This window comes from Angustibacter sp. McL0619 (assembly GCF_049994355.1).
Classification (GTDB): Bacteria; Actinomycetota; Actinomycetes; order Actinomycetales; family Angustibacteraceae; genus Angustibacter.
In genome coordinates, this window is the sequence record NZ_CP188257.1 from 4,716,589 (window position 1) to 4,733,693 (window position 17,105).

A 17,105-nucleotide genomic window follows, 5' to 3' on the forward strand; every position below is an offset into this window, starting at 1 on the left:
CAATGGCCACCATGACTGCACCGCCGGTCGTGACGCGTCCCGTCGGGCGGGTGCGCACCTCGCCCGGGTGGCGGGACGCGATCGGCGTGCTGACCTGGACCAGCCTCCTGGTTGTGGTGGCGCTGTGGGTGGGGGACGGCGAGCTGCGGGCCTTCACGGGGTGGACCTCGGCACTGAACAGCCTGGGCCGGCTCACCGGGCTGGTCGCCGCCGACCTGCTGCTGATCCAGGTGCTGCTGATGGCCAGGATCCCTGTGGTGGAACGGGTCTACGGCCAGGACGTGCTGGCCCGACGGCACCGGCTGGTGGGGTTCACCTCACTGAACCTGATGCTCGCGCACGTCCTGCTGATCACCATCGGGTACGCCGGGCTGGACTCGAAGAACGTGCTGGTCGAGGCCTGGGATCTCGTCGTGCAGTACCCGGGCATGCTGCTGGCGTTGGTCGCCACCGGACTGCTGCTCATGGTCGCCGTCACCAGCGTCCGCAAGGCACGGCGCCGGCTGCGGTACGAGTCCTGGCACCTGCTGCACCTGTATGCCTACCTCGGTGCCGGGCTCGCGCTCCCGCACCAGCTGTGGACCGGGCAGGAGTTCCTGACGCACCGCGCCGCGACGCTCTACTGGTGGTCGTTGTGGATCGCCGCCGCGGGTGCCGTGCTCGTCTACCGGGTCGGCCTGCCGGTCTACCGGACGCTGCGGCACGACCTACGGGTCACTCACGTGGTGCAGGAACGGCCGGGCGTGGTCTCGGTGTGGATGGCCGGCCGCGACCTGCACCGGCTGCCGGTGGCCGCCGGTCGGTTCTTCACCTGGCGCTTCCTGGCCGGGCCCGGCTGGACGCGCGGGCACCCGTACTCGCTGTCCGCGGCGCCCACGGGCACCACGTTGCGGATCACGGTCAAGGACCTCGGTGACGGCAGCCGCGCGGTCGCCCGGCTGCGGCCCGGCTGCCGCGTGCTGTTCGAAGGCCCGTACGGGCGCCTGCACTCCGGCGTCCGCACCCGCCCGAAGGTGACGCTGCTGGCCGGGGGCATCGGGATCACCCCGTTGCGGGCGCTGCTGGAGGACCTGCCGCAACAGCCGGGTGACACCACGCTGGTCTACCGGGCCCGGGCCGAGCAGGACGTGATCTTCCGCTCCGAGATCGAGCAGCTGGCCCGCGCGTCCGGCGCCACCGTGCACGTGGTGCTGGGGCAGCGGGTCCGCGACCGCGAGTCCTGGTTGCCGCAGTACGCGGGGCACCTTTCGGACGCCGACGCGCTGGTGCGGCTCGTCCCGGACATCGCCGAGCACGACGTCTACATCTGCGGCGCGACCGGCTGGATGGAGGCGGCCAAGGCCGCCGCCCTGCAGGCCGGTGTCCCGGCGCGGAACGTCCACGACGAGAGGTTCAGCTGGTGAGACGCATCGTCTTCGTGTTGATGAGCACCGTGACGGCCCTGGTGCTGCTGTTCAGCTACCACACGAGCACCAGCTCGCAGATCGCGCCGAGCACCAGCATCGCCTCCGGTGTGGGCTCGTCCGGCGGCACGGCCGCAGGCGGCAGTTCGTCGTCCAGCGGGTCGGGGACCAGCGGGTCGGGGACCAGCAGTTCGGGGACGACGTACACCGGCGACGCGGTCGATACCCAGTGGGGCGTGGTGCAGGTCGCCATCACCGTTGACGGCGGGAAGATCACGGCTGCCGAGGCGGTCCGGTACCCGACGGGGAACGGGCGCGACCAGGAGATCAACTCCTACGCGGTGCCGCAGCTGAACTCCGAGGCGGTGCAGGGCCAGACCGGCAGCATCGACGCCGTCTCGGGGGCCACCGTGACCAGTGACGGCTACATCCAGTCGCTGCAGTCCGCTATCGACAAGGCGAACCTGTGATCCGTGAGGTCGAGCAGCCGCGCCGGGCCTTCGTCGAGCAGGTGATGGGGCTGCCGGTGAGTGTGCACGTGCGCGGCCCGGCAGCGCGTGACCGGCAGGTCGCGGGCGCGGTCGAGTCACTGTTCGCCGACCTGCAGGCAGCCGACCGGCGGTTCAGCACCTGGGACCCGCGCAGCGAGGTCTCCCGGATCCGTGCGGGCGAGCTGCGGCTCCTCGAGGCGCACCCCGAGGTGCAGCTGGTGGCCGAACTCTGCGACGACGCGGCCCGGCGCACCGGCGGGTCGTTCTCCGCGTGGCTGCCGGATGCGGAGGGCGAGCCGGCCTTCGACCCGACCGGCCTGGTCAAAGGCTGGGCGGTCGAGCGGGCCTTCGACCAGCTGCTCGCGCGGCTGGCCGGGCTCGGCCGGTACGACGCTCTGGTCTCGGCAGGCGGCGACGTCGTCGTGGCCTGCACGCGAACGGACACCCCGGACTGGCAGATCGGCATCCAGGACCCGCGCGACCCGGCCGCAGTGCTGCTCACTCTGCCGTTGCGCCGAGGCGCGGTGGCGACGTCCGGGACGGCGGCCCGCGGGCAGCACATCATCGACCCGACGACGGGTCGGCCAGCGGCCGGCCTGCTGTCCGCGACCCTGATCGGCGCCAGCCTCACCTGGGCCGACGTCTACGCCACCGCCGCGTTCGTCCGCGGCCCGGACGCCACCGCATGGGTGTGGACGCTCACCGACCACGCCGCTGTGCTGGTCGACCCGTCCGGTTCGGTCTGGCACAGCTGAGCTCCGCCTCCGGGCGATCGGCGTCCGGTTCGGGATGCGCTGCCCGATGTGTCCCCCTACGCTCCTTGCCGCCCTCCGTTCACCGGGAGCGGTCGGCACCAGGAGGTGCGTCGCATGAAGAAGGTCATCAAGGGGGCGGCGGTCTTCGTCGCTGGCGTCGGGCTCGTCGTGGCCACGCCGTCCATCGCGTCAGCGAGCGACCAGAGCTGGCAGGTCTCGTCCGGCGGCAGTGTCCGCGGCACCGCGAGCTTCGACGACGCGGCCAACCGCGTCTCCGTGCACGACTCGCAGGGTGACTCGGGCATCGTCGTGGTGGACATCTGGCGAGTCGGCAACAAGGGCGGCACCCACGTGCGGTGCAAGGCCGGTCACGACGGCGAGGGTGGCCTCGGCGTGAACAACAACTGCCCGCTGATCTGGGTCGAGGACACCAACCTCGCCGGCGAGCTGTGTTGGAAGGTGGGCACCTCGTCCGACAACCGTGCGTGCAGCGCCGTCAAGGAGTTCTTCAGCTGATCTGCCGCTGAGCCTTCGAGTGCCGGTGGCTGTTTCGCCCGGCTGTGACGCGGTTTCACCTGGAGTGGATGATGCGCGGCCGATCCTCGGATGTCGATGATGGAGGCTTGACGTCCGAAGGGGCAGACCATGGACGTGGAGATCGGGCTGCAGACACTCCTGGTGGTTTCCGGGGTGACCGCGGCGGCGCCGTTCATCGTCGTCGCGCTGCGCCGGTTGAAGGTTCCCCAGGTGGTCGTCCTCATCGTGGGGGGCGTCATCATCGGGCCGTCCGTGCTCGACTGGGGCAACCCGGTCAGCGTCGAGCTGCTGTCCGACGTCGGACTCGGGTTCCTGTTCCTGCTGGCCGGCTACGAGCTGGACATGGCGCTGTTCCGGGAGCGAGGCGGGCGGCGGGCCGTGGTTGCCTGGTTCGTCACCGCAGCCATCGCCGTCCTGGTGACCGGGGCCCTGGCGGCGTCCGGGCTCGTGCATGCGTTCGTCCCCGTGGCGCTCGGGCTGACCACCACGGCGTTCGGTGCGCTGCTGCCCATCCTGCGTGACAACGGGATGCTGTCGGGGCGGTTCCGCGAGTTCATCATGCCTGCCGGTGCGGTCGGCGAGTTCCTGCCGATCGTGGGCATCGCGATCTTCCTGGGCGCCAAGGGCAAGTTCTTGGGGCTGCTGTCGCTGGTCGCGATGGGGCTGGTGGCGCTGGCGTTGACGTACCTGCCGCGGCTGGCCCGCGGCGGACGCCTGTCGCGGATCACGACTGAGGGGCAGCACGAGACGTCCCAGATCACCCTGCGGCTCACTCTCTTCCTGCTGCTGGCGTTGCTGGTCGTGGCCAGCAAGTTCGGTTTGGACGTGGTGCTGGGTGCGTTCCTGGCCGGGGTGGTGCTGCGCCGGTGGGCGCCCGGCGACGTCCACTCGCTCGAGTCCAAGCTCGATGCGATCGGCTACGGCTTCTTCATCCCGGTGTTCTTCGTGGTGTCGGGGATGAGCCTGAACCTCCAGTCGATCGCCGACGCGCCGTTGCGGCTGGTGGGCTTCTTCTTCCTGCTGCTGGCGGTGCGGGGGCTGCCGTCGCTGGTGCTCTACCGGCGCGACCTGCATATCGTGCAGCGTTGGCAGATGGTGCTGCTGACCGCGACAGCGCTACCGCTGCTGGTCGCCCTGGCCGCGGTCGGCCTGCGCACCGGCGAGATGCTGCCGGAGAACGCGGCTGCGCTGGTCGGTGCTGGCGTGCTGTCCGTCGTGGTGTTCCCGGGTCTGGCCGTCGCGCTGAACAAGAGGGTGCCTGCCGAGGACTTGCTGCCGACCACCGCGGCGCAGCCCGACTGAGCGACGGGCTGGCGTGTTCGGCTGCGATACTGCACGTTCGCCGGCGGGGTCTCTAGTTCGCCCGGCCTAGGAAGGGGAAGCGACGGCAAATGACCCCGGACGCGCCCACGGAGCCGGCGTACGAACCGCGCCGATCCCCTACGCAGGGGCCGATGTTCGCTGCACTCTACGGACGCTTCATAGAGCACGGCGGCGCTCCCGATTGGGACGCCGATCCCTACGCGCTCTTCTATCGTCGGTCGCTCGCAATGGGCTGGCTGGATGACCTTGAGTTTCACCCGAGAGTGGGTGTTGCGGCAGAGGTGCGACCTGGCGGGGCTGGTTTGTGGTCGATGAATGACGCCGGATTCGGGGAAGGTGGCCCAAGTAGCGACACCTGGCCGGCCCTGTGGTTCCAGATCGGGGTCGATCCTCTCCCGACGGAGCGCCCGCTACCGACACAGCCCTTCCTGCGCTGCGCCGGCGATGCGGCCAGCCAGCTGGGCGTGCTGGACCTGCAGGCGGTTCAGGTGCTACTTCCGCTTCAGGTGCTCGGCGACGCCTCCGACGACCTTCGCCTGTCCACGTCCCTGGTGACGGCCGACTGGTTCTCCCCGAGGACCGATTCCCACTCGTTGACGTCGGTGCGACTGACCCTCGAGGGCGGCGCGGCAGCTGACCTGGGAACGATCTCGGTTGACGACATCGTCGCGGACGTCAACGGGTGCGATCAACGGATCCTCACGCTCACCATCGGGACAGATAAGTTAGGACCGCTCATCCCGCCGCCCTTCCCCGACTACTTCTGGGGTGGGCCGGTCTCGGCCAGGGTGGGACTCGAAGGCGATCTCTACGACTGGTCGCTGGACGCAATCGGTTGGCTCGCAGGGTTTCTGGGTGACATCTGCGCGAGGCGTGCCATTCACAGTCCGTTGCTGCTCACCGTCGCCAGGACCTGAGACCCGAAGCAGGGGCCACTCCGGGCGCCCTGCAACGTCGTCCGGTCGCGTAGGTTCGCACCATGGCTACTACCGTGGACAAGGCCCGCGAACTGCTGCGGCTGCACACCGCGCCCGAACTCTTGGTTCTGGTGAACGTCTGGGACGTGATCACGGCGAAGGTCGTGGCCGACACCGCGGGCACGAAGGCACTGGCCACGGCCAGCCACTCGGTCGCCGCGTCGTACGGCTACCCGGACGGCGAACAGATCCCGCGCGACCTGATGATCGAGGCGGTCGGCCGGATCGCCGCCGCGGTCGACGTGCCGGTCACGGCCGACCTCGAGGCGGGGTACGGCGATGCCGGCGAGACGATCAACAGGGCGATCGGCGTCGGGATCGTCGGCGCGAACCTCGAGGACCAGCTCAAGCCACTTGCCGACGCGGTTCGCGCGGTACAAGCGGCGGTCGCCGCGGGCGAGCGGGCCGGCGTCCCGTTCGTGCTGAACGCCCGTACGGACGCTTTCCTGCGGGCTGGTGACAAGGATCCGGAGGCGGTGCTTGCGGACGCGATCGAGCGGGGACGTGCTTACCTGGACGCCGGTGCCTCGACGTTCTTCGCGCCCGGTCGGCTGGACCAGCCGACGGTCAGTCGGCTCGTGGAGGCGCTCGGCCCGCAGAAGGTCAACCTGATCGCGGTGCCCGGCTCACTCAGCCTGGACGCGATGGAGCAGCTGGGTGTCGCGCGGGTGTCGTTCGGGCCGTGGAGCCAGAACGTCGCGCTGACCGCGCTGGCCGGGCTCGCCGAGGACGTGTACGCCGGCGGCGCCCTTCCCGACGGCACGCGCAAGCTGAACTGAGCCGTCTTCGGCCCGGGTCAGAGCCGCTGCGCCGATTGGGCTGACGACGGGCTCTGCTGCTGAGGTCGAAACTCCTGCCGCAACACCATCGCACCCGCCACAACGGCCACCAACTCCGACACGGCCGCCGTCCAGACCGCCCACCCCGTCCACACCTCGTTGACCCCGAAAAGACCGACGGTTGCCGCGGTGACGAACGCAGCGAGCGTGGACAGTCCGAAGCCCACGGCCAGCAGCGGCGGGAGCCAGTGCCGCCAGGTCATCAGGAGCACAGCGATCACGAGCCCGCCGACGGCGTTCAGGAGGAACGCCGGGCCGACCTTGTTGTTCTCGTGCGCCCAGTCGAAGTACAGCTTGAGATGTACACCCCCCGAAACGAGCACAGCTACGGCGGCCAGCAACCGCATCCTCATGACGATCTCCGTTCCTCGGACGGCCCGAATCGGGCTATCTGTCCACACGGTTCGGCGCACCGGTTGGTTCACATGCAGCCCGAAGGTCGCTCAGTGGGCGCCTTGCCCTCCCGTGGTTTAGGAGATCAACTCGTGGCGCTGATCTGATCAACCTGCGGGGGGTCAGCGAAGCCAAGCCGGGTACGTGCCAACTTGATGAAGGCCTGGATACCCCAGTGGACCTCCGTGCCGGCATCGTCGAGGCGGACCGGATCGTCGATGGTCTTCAGCTCTTTGATTCGCCCCATCAATTCGTAGGCAGCGTCTCGCACGGGACGGTCATCGAGGAGCAGGTCCAACCGGTACAGCGCGGACCAAGCTTCTGCGCGCGCGGAGCGAACTTCATTCCTGAGGGGTTCGCTGCGGTTGCCCGTCCTCAACTGAGCCATCCGTCGGGCGATCTGCGCGTGCCTGTATCCCACTAGCGCCGCAGGCAAGGCTGCCGCCGCCTCGAGACGCTCACGGCGCGCACGGTCGGCAATGTCATACCGACGTTGCCGGGCAGCCGTCAGTGACTGGAGGAGGTAGGCAAGCACGACTCCTGCCAAGGTTCCGAGCACCACCACAATCTGACCACGCACGGGCATCATCTTCCGCTGCCGGAGGGTAGGTTGCGCCCATTTCGGCCGTCGGCGAGTCTTGTCGCGGCAGAAGACGCTGGCCCGCCCAGAATGCTTCTAGTGCCAGCATCAGTGTCCGGGGAAGTGGGTCAGGCTCCCGTCTGGTCAAGCAGGTAGATCGCTGTGATCGTCCTCATCAGCGTTATCGTCTGCTTCCCGTGTCGATCGCTCGACGAATTCCCGAGGATTTGACGGCGGCCTGGGCGCGCCTCGACGCAACTCCTCGATCTGTTGACGAAGGGCCGATGCCCGACGCTTTCTCTCCTCTGCGTCGTCGCCAGGTTCGTCGTGCTTCGGCGTCGAGGATGGCACTAGACGTCCCTGAGTCCGGCGATCTGCCGCCGCCACGCCTCGGCCCGAGATGCGGTGCCAGCTTCGGACGACGTCATGGCCGCCACTGCCTCGCTCAACGATGTGTCGGCTTCATCCAGGTCCGAGAGGCGTTTGGTCTGGGGTGTCCTCGAATCCACGATCTCGCGAAGACTTCGCCCGTCTCGCTCGAAAACCCCGAGATCGGGGAAGTCGATGACCCCACCGAAGTACGTCTGCTGGAACCAGTGGTCGCTGACCGTGTCGTGCCAGCTCAAGTAACCGCCGGGCAGGACTTGGCGGGGTTCGGTGATGGACCCGGTGAAGCTGTATCGCACGCAAGCCACCGTCGCGGGATCGAAGAACTGCGGTGTGTAGAAGTCGGACATCAGGATGTTGTTGACCCGGTAGGCATAGGCCTGATCTTCGGATGGATCACAGACCTCGACCAAGAACTCCACCCGTCCTTGGCCCTGCATCGGGGATTGCCCTGCAATCAGTCGGTTGCCGAACGGGTCGGCCAACATCTCGAGGCATTCATGGCTCGCGGTAAGCGACCAGCTGCGTCCGTACTCGATCAGTGCGAACGGTTGCCCGTCCTTGTCCGTGTGGTAGCCGGCCGCGTCGCGCACATCCTGCACCACAATCAAAGGCCAATATCCCAGCGGCACGTCATCGAGGCTCGCGAAGGCGTCGACAGTCGCCTGGACGTCCCAGATCGGACTGAAGTCACGCATGACTTGCTTCTGCAGAGCGCCAGCAACACGGGTCAACCAGCGTTGTGACACCGACTCGACTTCGGATACCAAAGCAACGTGTCGGATCATGTCTCAGGCCCCCAATCGGAGAGCCGGAAGGTCGGCGACACACCCGAAAGCGGGCGACCTTCTCGACACACAAAGGTCACTACAAGTCGTAGATTCTGTCAACCCGACGGACGTCCCGTCCGGACCCCGTCTATCGCGGCGGAAGCCATCACGCTAAACCGCCCACGCACGCTCGAATGCACACACCCGACCACCCTGACGGGCGGCAGGATGCTTGGGTAGCCTCACCATGTGTCCGATGAGACCACGCTGCCCGAACCAGCAGGGATGCTGACTGCACCGACGGCTGTGTTCCCGGACGGCTACAAGATCGGGGTGACCCGGTACGCCGACCTGATCCTGCGGTACGCCTTCTCGGCGAGGTTCGACGACCTGTACCTCGCGCTGGACCAGTACAGCATCGATGCCCCCGAGTTGGTCGCAGGCGGAGGCAACCGGGCCGGCCACACGGCACGGTTCGACTCGCTGCTGGAGAAGTTCGGCTGGGGCAAGCGCAACATCACCATCGACAAACTGGTGGACGGACGCCCCATCCACCGAACTCGCGGCCACGAGATCGACATGTTCGGGGGTGGTCCGGGCGGTGAAGACGACCCCTATCCCGGCGTAGGAGTCGAGATGGAGTGGAACAACAAGGACCCATTCTTCGACCGGGACCTGCTCAACTTCCAGGCGCTCCACCGCGAGGGCGCGCTCGCCGTCGGTGTGATCGTGACGCGTGGACCCGAACTCCAGAAGATCATCGGTCCTACCATCCGCGGCACCGCCGCGTCTGTGAAGTTCGGCCAGTCATCAACGCACTGGGACAAGCTGGTTCCCCGGGTAAACCTTGGTGGCGGCGGCGAGTGTCCCCTCATCCTGATAGGTATTGAGCCACCGCGGATCAACGCGTTCGGTCCTATCCGAGGCGCTTGGGCCGACGGTCGACAGATTGCTCGGGGCGACACGCTCTCATAGCAGCGGATGTGTCGGTAGTCCTCATTAAGATCTGTCCTGCCGAAGTAGATCTTTGCTAGGGAGAGTCATGACCGTCGAGATCGTGCAGCCCGACGAGCGCACGTCCGCACCGCCCCTTCGACTGGTCCAGGAGCCGCCTCCTCTGCCCTACGTGGAGGGAGGCTTCAAGACACTGTTGGCTGACCCGCCGTGGCGCTTTACCAACCGCACGGGCAAGGTCGCGCCAGAGCATCGACGCCTCGACCGCTACTCGACGATGGAGCTGAAAGCCGTTTGCGCGCTGCCCGTTGCTGACGTGATGGCGAAGGACGCGCATCTGTACCTCTGGGTGCCGAACGCCCTGCTGCCCGACGGCTTGAAGGTGATGGAGGGGTGGGGGTTCCGCTACATCTCCAACGTCATCTGGGCTAAGCGTAGGAAAGACGGCGGCCCGGACGGTCGCGGCGTCGGCTTCTACTTCCGCAACGTCACCGAGATCATCCTGTTTGGCGTGCGCGGCTCCATGCGGACCCTTCCCCCGGCGCGGTCGCAGGTCAACATGATCGAGACCCGCAAGCGCGAGCATTCTCGCAAGCCGGACGAGCAGTACGACCTCATCGAGCAGTGCTCCCCCGGGCCGTACTTGGAGATATTCGCCCGCCACCCTCGCGAGGGCTGGACGCTCTGGGGAGACGAAGCCGACGAGGAAGTGGCACCCCGTGGCAAAGTCCACAAGGGCTACGGCGGAGGCGAGATCCGCGTCCCGCACATCGACCCGTACGTCCATCTACCGGAGCAGGCCCAGGACAAGGTCGGCGCTGTCCTGCGGAAGCAGTACGAGGATGGCGCATCAATCCGCGAACTGGCCGATCAGACCGAGTACTCCATCACCCGTGTTCGCACGCTGCTAAAGCGTGCCGGCACAACGATCCGAGGGCGCGGGCGCACGCGGTGAAATGACGAACGTCCTGATCGCGGCAGTTCCAGATGACGTCTGGGGTGGATTCCGCGGCTCTCACCATGTTGCCTTGCCGCCCGAGCGGATCGTGGCAGATCCGGTCGCGCGAGGGCGCGTCTAAGTGGGCGCCGAAATGACAAGTGGTGATGAGGTGCAAGATTCCCACGAGTGGGAGCGCGATCGCCGGCTCTGCCTAGGAAGGTCCAGAGACGCGACACCCTCACCGTGCGTGCACGCAACTCTGTGACGAGCCTGCTGTCATCGTCACGGCCGGCACGACTGGCAACTAGATCAGAAAGGTCACCGCCTGTGCGAGTGGATCGCATTGTCCAACTCGGCCCACAATCGCCCTCAGCCGGTCCACATTGGACTCCTTGTGGCCAGGCTGCTCAGATTTCCAACTTAGACGCGGATTGCGCAGACTAGTTCTACGGCCAGCATCAGGATTGGGCCATGTCCACGAAGCGTGAGTAGTGGCCTTGGAATGCGACGGTGATGGTGTCGGTCGGACCATTGCGGTGCTTGGCCACGATGAAGTCGGCCTCACCGGCGCGCGGGGACTCCTTCTCGTAAGCGTCCTCCCGGTGCAGCAGGATCACCATGTCAGCGTCCTGTTCGATGGAGTTGTGGACGGCGATGCCGTTCGCCACGAAGTTGTGGCCGCCGAGCACCGTCGCGTCGAACACCTGCTCCTCGCCGTCCGGCTCGATCGAGACGACCTCGTCCCAGAACAGATCGTTGACCGCCAGAATCTCGAGCTCCTCGTCGTCCAGGATCTCGGCCACCCGGCCAAGCCGCTCGCGGGACGGTGCGTGCTTCCACATCGTTGAGCCGCAGAACGCCGAGTCCATGGCGGCGGCGAAGGCGCGGTGCGACATGCCCTTCTCGGCCAGCACCTCCTTGACCCGCGCCCAGACCGGCGTAGGCACAGTGTCGACAGTGGTGTTCGACGTGTTGGACCGGACGATCTGCAGCAGCTCGGCCGCCCGCGCAGACCTTGCTCCGTGAACGCCGATCTGCTCGAGGAACCACCGCTGCGGTTCGCTGCCAGTGATGTCCAGCGTGTGGCCGTCGCGGTGGCCGATCTGGCGCGTCGTGCGCACCCGCGAGCTGATGCCGAAACGCAGCAGCAGGCGGGAGAGGTCGTCCACCAGACGGCGACTGGTCGAGGCGTAGTAGACCCGCCCTCCTCGGCCGCTCTTGTTGACCGTCACCGAGCCGTCGGTCGCCCAGATGTGGTGCAGGAACATCCGGATCTGTCGCTTCGGCAGGTGGAAGACCTCGTCCGGCAGGAACTTCTCGTGGCTGCGCAGGCCGAACAGGTCCATCCCGTCCAGCCACTGGGCGATCGGGTTGCGCCGACCACGGCCGACCGAGAACGGTGCCGGGAGCCGCAGGCTGGTGACCCGGGCCGCGGCGTACTCGTCACGAACCGCCGTGATGCCGAAGTGGGTGGCGGCCTTAGCGACTGCGAGCAGGTTGTCCTCGTCGACGCTGGCGTAGCGAATGGGCTGGCGGCGGACGAAGGAGCCGTCACCGAGAAGGTGCGCGAGCATCACGACCTCGTCGTCCGCCCAGCCGGCCTCGAGCTCCGGGGCCGGCACGTGGCGCGGAACACCTAGCCGCGATCCCGGTTCGAGCTGCTCGAGTGGACGCCAGCCGTCGTAGGTCAGGAACGGATGGTTGGCGGTCGCTCTGACCTTCTTGCCGGAGGCGAGGGTCACCTGGAAGACGGGCTTCACGCCGGTCGGGAACACGTGTGTGAGGTGGCGGCGCACGTAGCGCAGCGAGTCGTCGAGCGACCAGACTGGGACGTCGGTCGCGCCGCTCAGGAAGAGCTCGCCCATCGTCGTCTCGGCGCCCGTGTCGGCGCGCAGCACCCGAGTGTCGGGTGTCAGGCAGCCCGACTCGCGAAGGTCGCTCATCTGCGGCCGCTTGTCGGTGCGCTGCTCCGGACCACGGTTCAGCTGGCTGATCGCGATCACCGGGACCTCGAGCTCCTTCGCCAGGAGCTTGAGGGCACGGGAGAACTCGGAGACCTCCTGCTGGCGGGACTCGACGCGCTTGCCGCTCGACATCAGCTGCAGGTAGTCGATGATCACGATCTTGAGGTCGTGCCGCTGCTTGAGCCGGCGGCACTTGGCGCGGATCTCCATCAGCGACATGTTCGGGCTGTCGTCGATGAACAGCGGCGCGTCGCTGAGCTCGCCCATGGTGCGCGCCATCTTCGTCCAGTCGGTGTCCTCCAGCCGGCCCTGACGGAGCTTCTGCAGGGGGATGCGCGCCTCGGCGCTGAGCATGCGCATGGTGATCTCGGTGCGGCTCATCTCGAGCGAGAAGATCACCGAGGTCAGGCCGTTCTTGATGGACGCCGACCGGGCGATGTCCAATCCCATGGTCGATTTGCCGATCGCCGGCCTCGCAGCCAGGACGATCATCTGACCCGGGTGCAGCCCGTTGGTCAGCCGGTCGAGGTCGGAGAACCCGGTGGGCACGCCGATCATGCCCTCGCCGCGGTGCCCGGCCGCCTCGATCTCGTCCACCGTCGGCTCGATGATCTGGCCGATCGGCAGGTAGTCCTCGCTGGTGCGCCGCTCGGTGACCGCGTAGACCTCGGCCTGGGCCGCGTTGACGATGTCGTCGACGTCGCCACCGGTGGTCGCATAGCCAAGCTGGACGATCTTGGTCCCGGCATCGACCAGGCGCCGCAGCACGGCCCGCTCGCGCACGATCCGCGCGTAGAAGCCGGCGTTCGCCGCGGTCGGCACCGACGAGATCAGCGTGTGCAGGTACGGAACGCCGCCGACCCGGGCCAGCTCGCCACGCTTGCTCAGCTCGTCGGACACGGTGACGGCATCAGCCGGCTCGCCGCGGCCGTACAGGTCGAGGACCGCGTCGTAGACCAGCTCGTGGGCCGGGCGGTAGAAGTCGTTGCCGCGAAGGACTTCGACGACGTCCGCGATCGCGTCCTTGCTCAGCATCATCCCGCCGAGCACGGACTGCTCCGCCGGGACGTCTTGCGGCGGGGTGCGGTCGAATGACTCGCCGGGACCGCTCGGCGGTCCGTAGCTCGACGGCGCGTCAACGTCCGTGATCGACACCCTGCTCCTCCCCGCGACAAGCCTAATGACAGATGTGTGATTCAACTGCACACCATCTGACCAGCCGGGTCTGACAACTAGGGCTCGTCGAGGTCGCTGGCACACGTTAGGGGAGCCATGCCCCGTCCTCAACATCGCTCATCCACACCCCGGATGAGAGGCTGTGGACGAGCTGTTGAGCACTCCCCACAGGTTGTGGGCAGCACTGTGGACGACGCGCCGGGTGCTGCGGGAGGGCGTGCTTACGACCTGCGTGGATGCCTTACACAGCCTGTGGACAAAAGAAAGTTCGAGAATTCGTGGATACCTCCGCGTCATCTGCTCGCCATCCGGACGCCACCTCCCGGGAGGTGCTGCGCCTCGCCGTCCCGGCCTTCCTGACGCTGGTCGCCGAGCCCGCCTTCCTGCTGGCCGACACCGCGATCGTGGGCCACCTCGGGACGGTGCAGCTCGCCGGCCTGGGAGTCGCGTCCGCGGCGCTCGCCACCTGCGCGGGCATCTTCGTGTTCCTGGCCTACGGGACCACCGCGTCCGTGTCCCGGCAGGCCGGTGCCGGCGACCTGCTGGGTGCGCTCCGGCTCGGGGTGGACGGCGTCTGGCTGGGCCTGCTGCTCGGGGTCGTCGCCGGTGCCGTGCTCTCGTTGGCCGCCGGTCAGGTGACGGCGTTGTTCGGTGCGTCTCTGCCTGCGACCGAGCAGGCCACGGAGTACCTGCAGATCAGCGGCATCGGCGTCCCGGCGATGTTGGTGATCCTGGCGGCGACCGGCGTGCTGCGCGGTCTGCAGGACACCAGGACGCCGCTGGTGGTCGCGATCGCCGGCTTCTCACTGAACATCGTGCTCAACGTGTGGCTTGTCTACGGCCTCGACCTGGGCATCCGCGGGTCGGCCCTGGGCACCGTGCTCGCGCAGACCAGCATGGCGTTGGCCCTGATCGCGGTGATCCTGCGGGCCTTGCACCGCCAGCACGGCAAGGCGCTGCCCACGGTGGTCCGGCCGCACCCGGGGCGCGTGCTCGCGGCGGCCCGGGCCGGCGTCCCGCTGCTGATCCGAACCCTGGCCCTGCGGGCCGTCCTGCTGCTGACCACGTGGGTCGCGGCGTCCAGCGGTGACGTCACGCTGGCGGCCTACCAGGTCTCGGCGACGGTCTGGACCTTCCTGGTGTTCGCGCTGGACGCCCTGGCGATCGCGGCACAGGCGCTGACCGGCAACGCGCTCGGCGCGGCGGACGTGCCCCGCGCCCGCACCCTGACGGCGCTGATGGTGCGGTGGGGGGTGTGGTGCGGAGTGGCTCTGGGCGCCGTCGTCGTCGCGCTGCACGGCGTCCTGCCCGGGCTGTTCACCAGCGACGCGGCAGTGCAGCGGGCGCTGGCCTCGGCACTGCTCGTGCTGGCCCTGCAGCAGCCGTTGTCCGGTTTCGTGTTCGTGCTGGACGGCGTGCTGATCGGCGCGGGCGACGGCCGGTGGCTGGCCGTGGCATCACTGGTGCAGCTCGTGCTCTACCTGCCGGTCGTCCTGCTGATGCAGCAGGCGAACGTGGCGGCGTCCGGGCTGTGGTGGGGCTTCGGCACGTTCATGCTGGTGCGCGGGGTGCTGCTCGGCTGGCGGGCCCGCACTGACCGCTGGGCCGTCATTGGCGCGGCACGCTGAACTCTTGCTCCACTCAACCCGCTCGTCGCGCCTCCAGGGGCGGGTTGAGTGGAGCAAAGCGGGTTGGGGGGAGCAACTGGGTGGGGCGGGGTGGCGGGGGATGCGGAGGGGCCCGCACCCCGAGTGGGATGCGGGCCCCAACAGCAGGACCGGACGTCGGTCAGCCGGCGACGACCTCGAGGGCCACCGTGGCGGCGACCTCGGGGTGCAGACGCACGCTGACGTCGTGACGGCCGACAGCCTTGATCGGCTGGCCGAGCTCGATCTTGCGACGGTCGAGCTGCGGGCCACCGGCGGCCACGACGGCCTCGGCGACGTCCGCGGTGGTGACCGCACCGAACAGTCGACCGGTGCCGCCGGCGTGCGCCGACAGCTTCACGGTCTTGCCCTCGAGCTGGGCCTTGACGGACTGAGCCTGCTCGAGGGTGGCGATCTCGCGGGACGAGCGAGCCTTGCGGATCGCGTCGACCTGCTTCTGGCCGCCCTTGGTCCACGGCGTGCCGAGGGAGCGGGGCATCAGGAAGTTACGGGCGTAGCCGTCCTTGACGTCGACGACGTCACCGGGCGCACCGAGGCCGGTGACCTCCTGGGTCAGGATGAGCTTCATCTGTCCGTCCCCCGATCAGCGAGCAGAGCTCGAGTAGGGCAGCAGCGCCATCTCGCGGGCGTTCTTGATCGCGCTGGCGAGCTGTCGCTGCTGCTGGACGGTGACACCAGTCACCCGGCGGGCGCGGATCTTGCCGCGGTCCGAGATGAACTTGCGCAGGAGCGCAGTGTCCTTGTAGTCGATGTACTCGACCTTCGCCGCCTTCAGCGGGTTGGCCTTCTTCTTCGGCTTGCGCACAACGGGCTTTGCCATCGTGGAGCTCCCCTTTCGTGGAGCCCGGACCGCGTGCGAGGTCGGTCCGGGATGGTCGGATCGGAACTGTCGGTCACCCGGTCAGACCGGGTGTTTCGTGCTGTGTCGCTGCTCTGACCGAAATCGATCAGAACGGCGGGTCGTCGTTGAAGCCGCCACCCTGGCCGCCACCGGTGCCACCGCTGCCACCGGAACCACCGGAGCCACCGCTCCAGCCGCCACCCTGGCCACCCTGGCTACCGCCACCGCCGGAGGGACCGGTCGCCCACGGGTCGTCGGCCGGCTGGCCGCCCCCTTGGCCGCCCTGGCCGCCAGCGGAGCCACCGGAGCCACCGCTCCAGCCACCACCCTGACCGCCACCACCCTGACCGCCACCACCCTGACCGCCACCGAAGCCGCCACCGCCGCCACGCTGGGCCTTGGTGACCTTGGCGGTCGCGCGCCGCAGGCTCGGACCGACCTCGTCCACCTGCATCTCGACCACGGTGCGCTTCTCGCCTTCCTTGGTCTCGTAGCTACGGGACTGCAGACGGCCCTGGGCGATCACCGCGGTGCCACGGGTCAGCGACTCGGCGACGTTCTCAGCCGCCTCCCGCCACACCGAGCAGCGCATGAACAGCGTCTCGCCGTCCTTCCACTCGTTCGACTGGCGGTCGAACGTGCGCGGGGTCGACGCGATCGTGAAGTTCGCGACGGCCGCACCGGAAGGGGTGAAGCGCAGCTCGGGATCGCCGGTGAGGTTCCCGACGATCGTGATGATGGTGTCGCCTGCCATGGCCTGCCCTTCGGAACTGCGGGGGGTGGGTCTGGTCCGTCAGGGACGGATCAGCGGATCTCGGGACGGAGGAGCTTGGTGCGCATCACGGACTCGTTGAGCCCGAGCTGGCGGTCGAGCTCCTGCGCGAGGGCCGGCTCGGCGGTCATGTCGACGACCGCGTAGATGCCCTCGGACTTCTTGTTGATGTCGTACGCCAGACGACGACGTCCCCAGACGTCGACGTTCTCGACGCTGCCGCCACCCTTGCGGATGACGTTGAGGAACTTGTCGAGGCTCGGCGCGATGGTGCGCTCCTCGAGATCGGGGTCGAGGATCACCATGAGCTCGTAGTGACGCATGCGTAAACCCACC

Annotated in this window: 18 protein-coding genes; 10 read left to right on the top strand and 8 right to left on the bottom strand. The window is 68.1% G+C overall.

Annotated features, from left to right (window positions below; genetic code table 11):
• Positions 1 to 11: 11 nt before the first annotated feature.
• The 7 genes from ACPPVT_RS22185 to ACPPVT_RS22215 all read left to right on the top strand — a co-directional run bounded on the left by ACPPVT_RS22185 (position 12) and on the right by ACPPVT_RS22215 (position 6,265).
• On the top strand, positions 12 to 1,403 hold the full coding sequence (locus ACPPVT_RS22185; protein WP_426564174.1) for a ferredoxin reductase family protein: 1,392 nt from the start codon (positions 12 to 14) through the stop codon (positions 1,401 to 1,403).
• A complete protein-coding gene (locus tag ACPPVT_RS22190) occupies positions 1,400 to 1,873 on the top strand; it encodes an FMN-binding protein (RefSeq protein WP_426564175.1) in 474 nt (157 codons plus the stop codon). Before ACPPVT_RS22185 ends, ACPPVT_RS22190 begins: the two co-directional genes overlap by 4 nt.
• Positions 1,870 to 2,649, top strand: a complete 780-nt coding sequence (locus tag ACPPVT_RS22195; protein WP_426564177.1) for an FAD:protein FMN transferase — start codon at positions 1,870 to 1,872, stop codon at positions 2,647 to 2,649. Before ACPPVT_RS22190 ends, ACPPVT_RS22195 begins: the two co-directional genes overlap by 4 nt.
• 114 nt (positions 2,650 to 2,763) lie before the next feature.
• Positions 2,764 to 3,165, top strand: a complete 402-nt coding sequence (locus ACPPVT_RS22200; protein WP_426564179.1) for a hypothetical protein — start codon at positions 2,764 to 2,766, stop codon at positions 3,163 to 3,165.
• 129 nt (positions 3,166 to 3,294) lie between these two features.
• Positions 3,295 to 4,488 (top strand): cation:proton antiporter, encoded by a 1,194-nt coding sequence (locus tag ACPPVT_RS22205; RefSeq protein ID WP_426564181.1) that lies wholly within the window; start codon positions 3,295 to 3,297, stop codon positions 4,486 to 4,488.
• A gap of 152 nt (positions 4,489 to 4,640) precedes the next feature.
• Positions 4,641 to 5,426 carry a hypothetical protein gene (locus ACPPVT_RS22210; protein ID WP_426564182.1) on the top strand — a complete coding sequence of 262 codons (786 nt, stop codon included), beginning with the start codon at positions 4,641 to 4,643 and terminating at the stop codon, positions 5,424 to 5,426.
• A gap of 62 nt (positions 5,427 to 5,488) precedes the next feature.
• The gene (locus ACPPVT_RS22215; RefSeq protein ID WP_426564184.1) at positions 5,489 to 6,265 is read left to right on the top strand and encodes an isocitrate lyase/PEP mutase family protein; all 777 of its coding nucleotides are present in this window, start codon (positions 5,489 to 5,491) and stop codon (positions 6,263 to 6,265) included.
• A gap of 17 nt (positions 6,266 to 6,282) precedes the next feature.
• Here ACPPVT_RS22215 and ACPPVT_RS22220 read toward each other — a convergent pair whose 3' ends face one another.
• The 3 genes from ACPPVT_RS22220 to ACPPVT_RS22230 all read right to left on the bottom strand — a co-directional run bounded on the left by ACPPVT_RS22220 (position 6,283) and on the right by ACPPVT_RS22230 (position 8,383).
• On the bottom strand, positions 6,283 to 6,678 hold the full coding sequence (locus tag ACPPVT_RS22220) for a hypothetical protein (RefSeq protein ID WP_426564186.1): 396 nt from the start codon (positions 6,676 to 6,678) through the stop codon (positions 6,283 to 6,285).
• 125 nt (positions 6,679 to 6,803) lie between these two features.
• Complete coding sequence (locus tag ACPPVT_RS22225; RefSeq protein ID WP_426564188.1) at positions 6,804 to 7,298, bottom strand: hypothetical protein; 495 nt, start codon at positions 7,296 to 7,298, stop codon at positions 6,804 to 6,806.
• 350 nt (positions 7,299 to 7,648) lie between these two features.
• Complete coding sequence (locus tag ACPPVT_RS22230; RefSeq protein WP_426564190.1) at positions 7,649 to 8,383, bottom strand: hypothetical protein; 735 nt, start codon at positions 8,381 to 8,383, stop codon at positions 7,649 to 7,651.
• A gap of 321 nt (positions 8,384 to 8,704) precedes the next feature.
• Here ACPPVT_RS22230 and ACPPVT_RS22235 point away from each other — a divergent pair, with 321 nt between their 5' ends.
• Together ACPPVT_RS22235 and ACPPVT_RS22240 are read left to right on the top strand one after the other, a co-directional pair.
• Positions 8,705 to 9,430 (top strand): BglII/BstYI family type II restriction endonuclease, encoded by a 726-nt coding sequence (locus ACPPVT_RS22235; protein WP_426564192.1) that lies wholly within the window; start codon positions 8,705 to 8,707, stop codon positions 9,428 to 9,430.
• A gap of 67 nt (positions 9,431 to 9,497) precedes the next feature.
• Positions 9,498 to 10,364, top strand: a complete 867-nt coding sequence (locus ACPPVT_RS22240) for an MT-A70 family methyltransferase (RefSeq protein WP_426564194.1) — start codon at positions 9,498 to 9,500, stop codon at positions 10,362 to 10,364.
• A gap of 443 nt (positions 10,365 to 10,807) precedes the next feature.
• Here the strand turns inward: ACPPVT_RS22240 and ACPPVT_RS22245 are convergent, their stop codons facing one another.
• Positions 10,808 to 13,468: a replicative DNA helicase gene (locus tag ACPPVT_RS22245; protein ID WP_426567239.1), complete on the bottom strand. Its 2,661-nt coding sequence runs from the start codon at positions 13,466 to 13,468 to the stop codon at positions 10,808 to 10,810.
• A 299-nt stretch (positions 13,469 to 13,767) separates the two neighbouring features.
• On the opposite strand from ACPPVT_RS22245, the gene ACPPVT_RS22250 reads away from it, so the two are divergent.
• Positions 13,768 to 15,117: an MATE family efflux transporter gene (locus ACPPVT_RS22250; RefSeq protein WP_426564196.1), complete on the top strand. Its 1,350-nt coding sequence runs from the start codon at positions 13,768 to 13,770 to the stop codon at positions 15,115 to 15,117.
• 160 nt (positions 15,118 to 15,277) lie between these two features.
• Here ACPPVT_RS22250 and rplI read toward each other — a convergent pair whose 3' ends face one another.
• From rplI to rpsF, 4 genes are all read right to left on the bottom strand, one after another.
• On the bottom strand, positions 15,278 to 15,724 hold the full coding sequence (gene rplI / locus ACPPVT_RS22255; RefSeq protein ID WP_426564198.1) for a 50S ribosomal protein L9: 447 nt from the start codon (positions 15,722 to 15,724) through the stop codon (positions 15,278 to 15,280).
• 15 nt (positions 15,725 to 15,739) lie between these two features.
• On the bottom strand, positions 15,740 to 15,976 hold the full coding sequence (gene rpsR, locus ACPPVT_RS22260) for a 30S ribosomal protein S18 (protein WP_345716034.1): 237 nt from the start codon (positions 15,974 to 15,976) through the stop codon (positions 15,740 to 15,742).
• Between the two features lie 127 nt (positions 15,977 to 16,103).
• Positions 16,104 to 16,751 carry a single-stranded DNA-binding protein gene (locus ACPPVT_RS22265; protein WP_426564201.1) on the bottom strand — a complete coding sequence of 216 codons (648 nt, stop codon included), beginning with the start codon at positions 16,749 to 16,751 and terminating at the stop codon, positions 16,104 to 16,106.
• A gap of 50 nt (positions 16,752 to 16,801) precedes the next feature.
• Entirely contained in the window at positions 16,802 to 17,092 is a 291-nt protein-coding gene (gene rpsF, locus ACPPVT_RS22270) for a 30S ribosomal protein S6 (protein WP_426564203.1), read from the bottom strand.
• Between the last annotated feature and the right edge of the window lie 13 nt (positions 17,093 to 17,105).

Coding starts and splice junctions, on each gene's coding strand:
- ACPPVT_RS22185 (WP_426564174.1), top strand. CDS start 12: ATGACTGCACCGCCGGTCGTGACGCGTCCCGTCGGGCGGGTGCGCACC.
- ACPPVT_RS22200 (WP_426564179.1), top strand. CDS start 2,764: ATGAAGAAGGTCATCAAGGGGGCGGCGGTCTTCGTCGCTGGCGTCGGG.
- ACPPVT_RS22205 (WP_426564181.1), top strand. CDS start 3,295: ATGGACGTGGAGATCGGGCTGCAGACACTCCTGGTGGTTTCCGGGGTG.
- ACPPVT_RS22210 (WP_426564182.1), top strand. CDS start 4,641: ATGTTCGCTGCACTCTACGGACGCTTCATAGAGCACGGCGGCGCTCCC.
- ACPPVT_RS22215 (WP_426564184.1), top strand. CDS start 5,489: ATGGCTACTACCGTGGACAAGGCCCGCGAACTGCTGCGGCTGCACACC.
- ACPPVT_RS22220 (WP_426564186.1), bottom strand. CDS start 6,678: ATGAGGATGCGGTTGCTGGCCGCCGTAGCTGTGCTCGTTTCGGGGGGT.
- ACPPVT_RS22230 (WP_426564190.1), bottom strand. CDS start 8,383: ATGCGTGACTTCAGTCCGATCTGGGACGTCCAGGCGACTGTCGACGCC.
- ACPPVT_RS22240 (WP_426564194.1), top strand. CDS start 9,498: ATGACCGTCGAGATCGTGCAGCCCGACGAGCGCACGTCCGCACCGCCC.
- rplI (WP_426564198.1), bottom strand. CDS start 15,724: ATGAAGCTCATCCTGACCCAGGAGGTCACCGGCCTCGGTGCGCCCGGT.
- rpsR (WP_345716034.1), bottom strand. CDS start 15,976: ATGGCAAAGCCCGTTGTGCGCAAGCCGAAGAAGAAGGCCAACCCGCTG.
- ACPPVT_RS22265 (WP_426564201.1), bottom strand. CDS start 16,751: ATGGCAGGCGACACCATCATCACGATCGTCGGGAACCTCACCGGCGAT.
- rpsF (WP_426564203.1), bottom strand. CDS start 17,092: ATGCGTCACTACGAGCTCATGGTGATCCTCGACCCCGATCTCGAGGAG.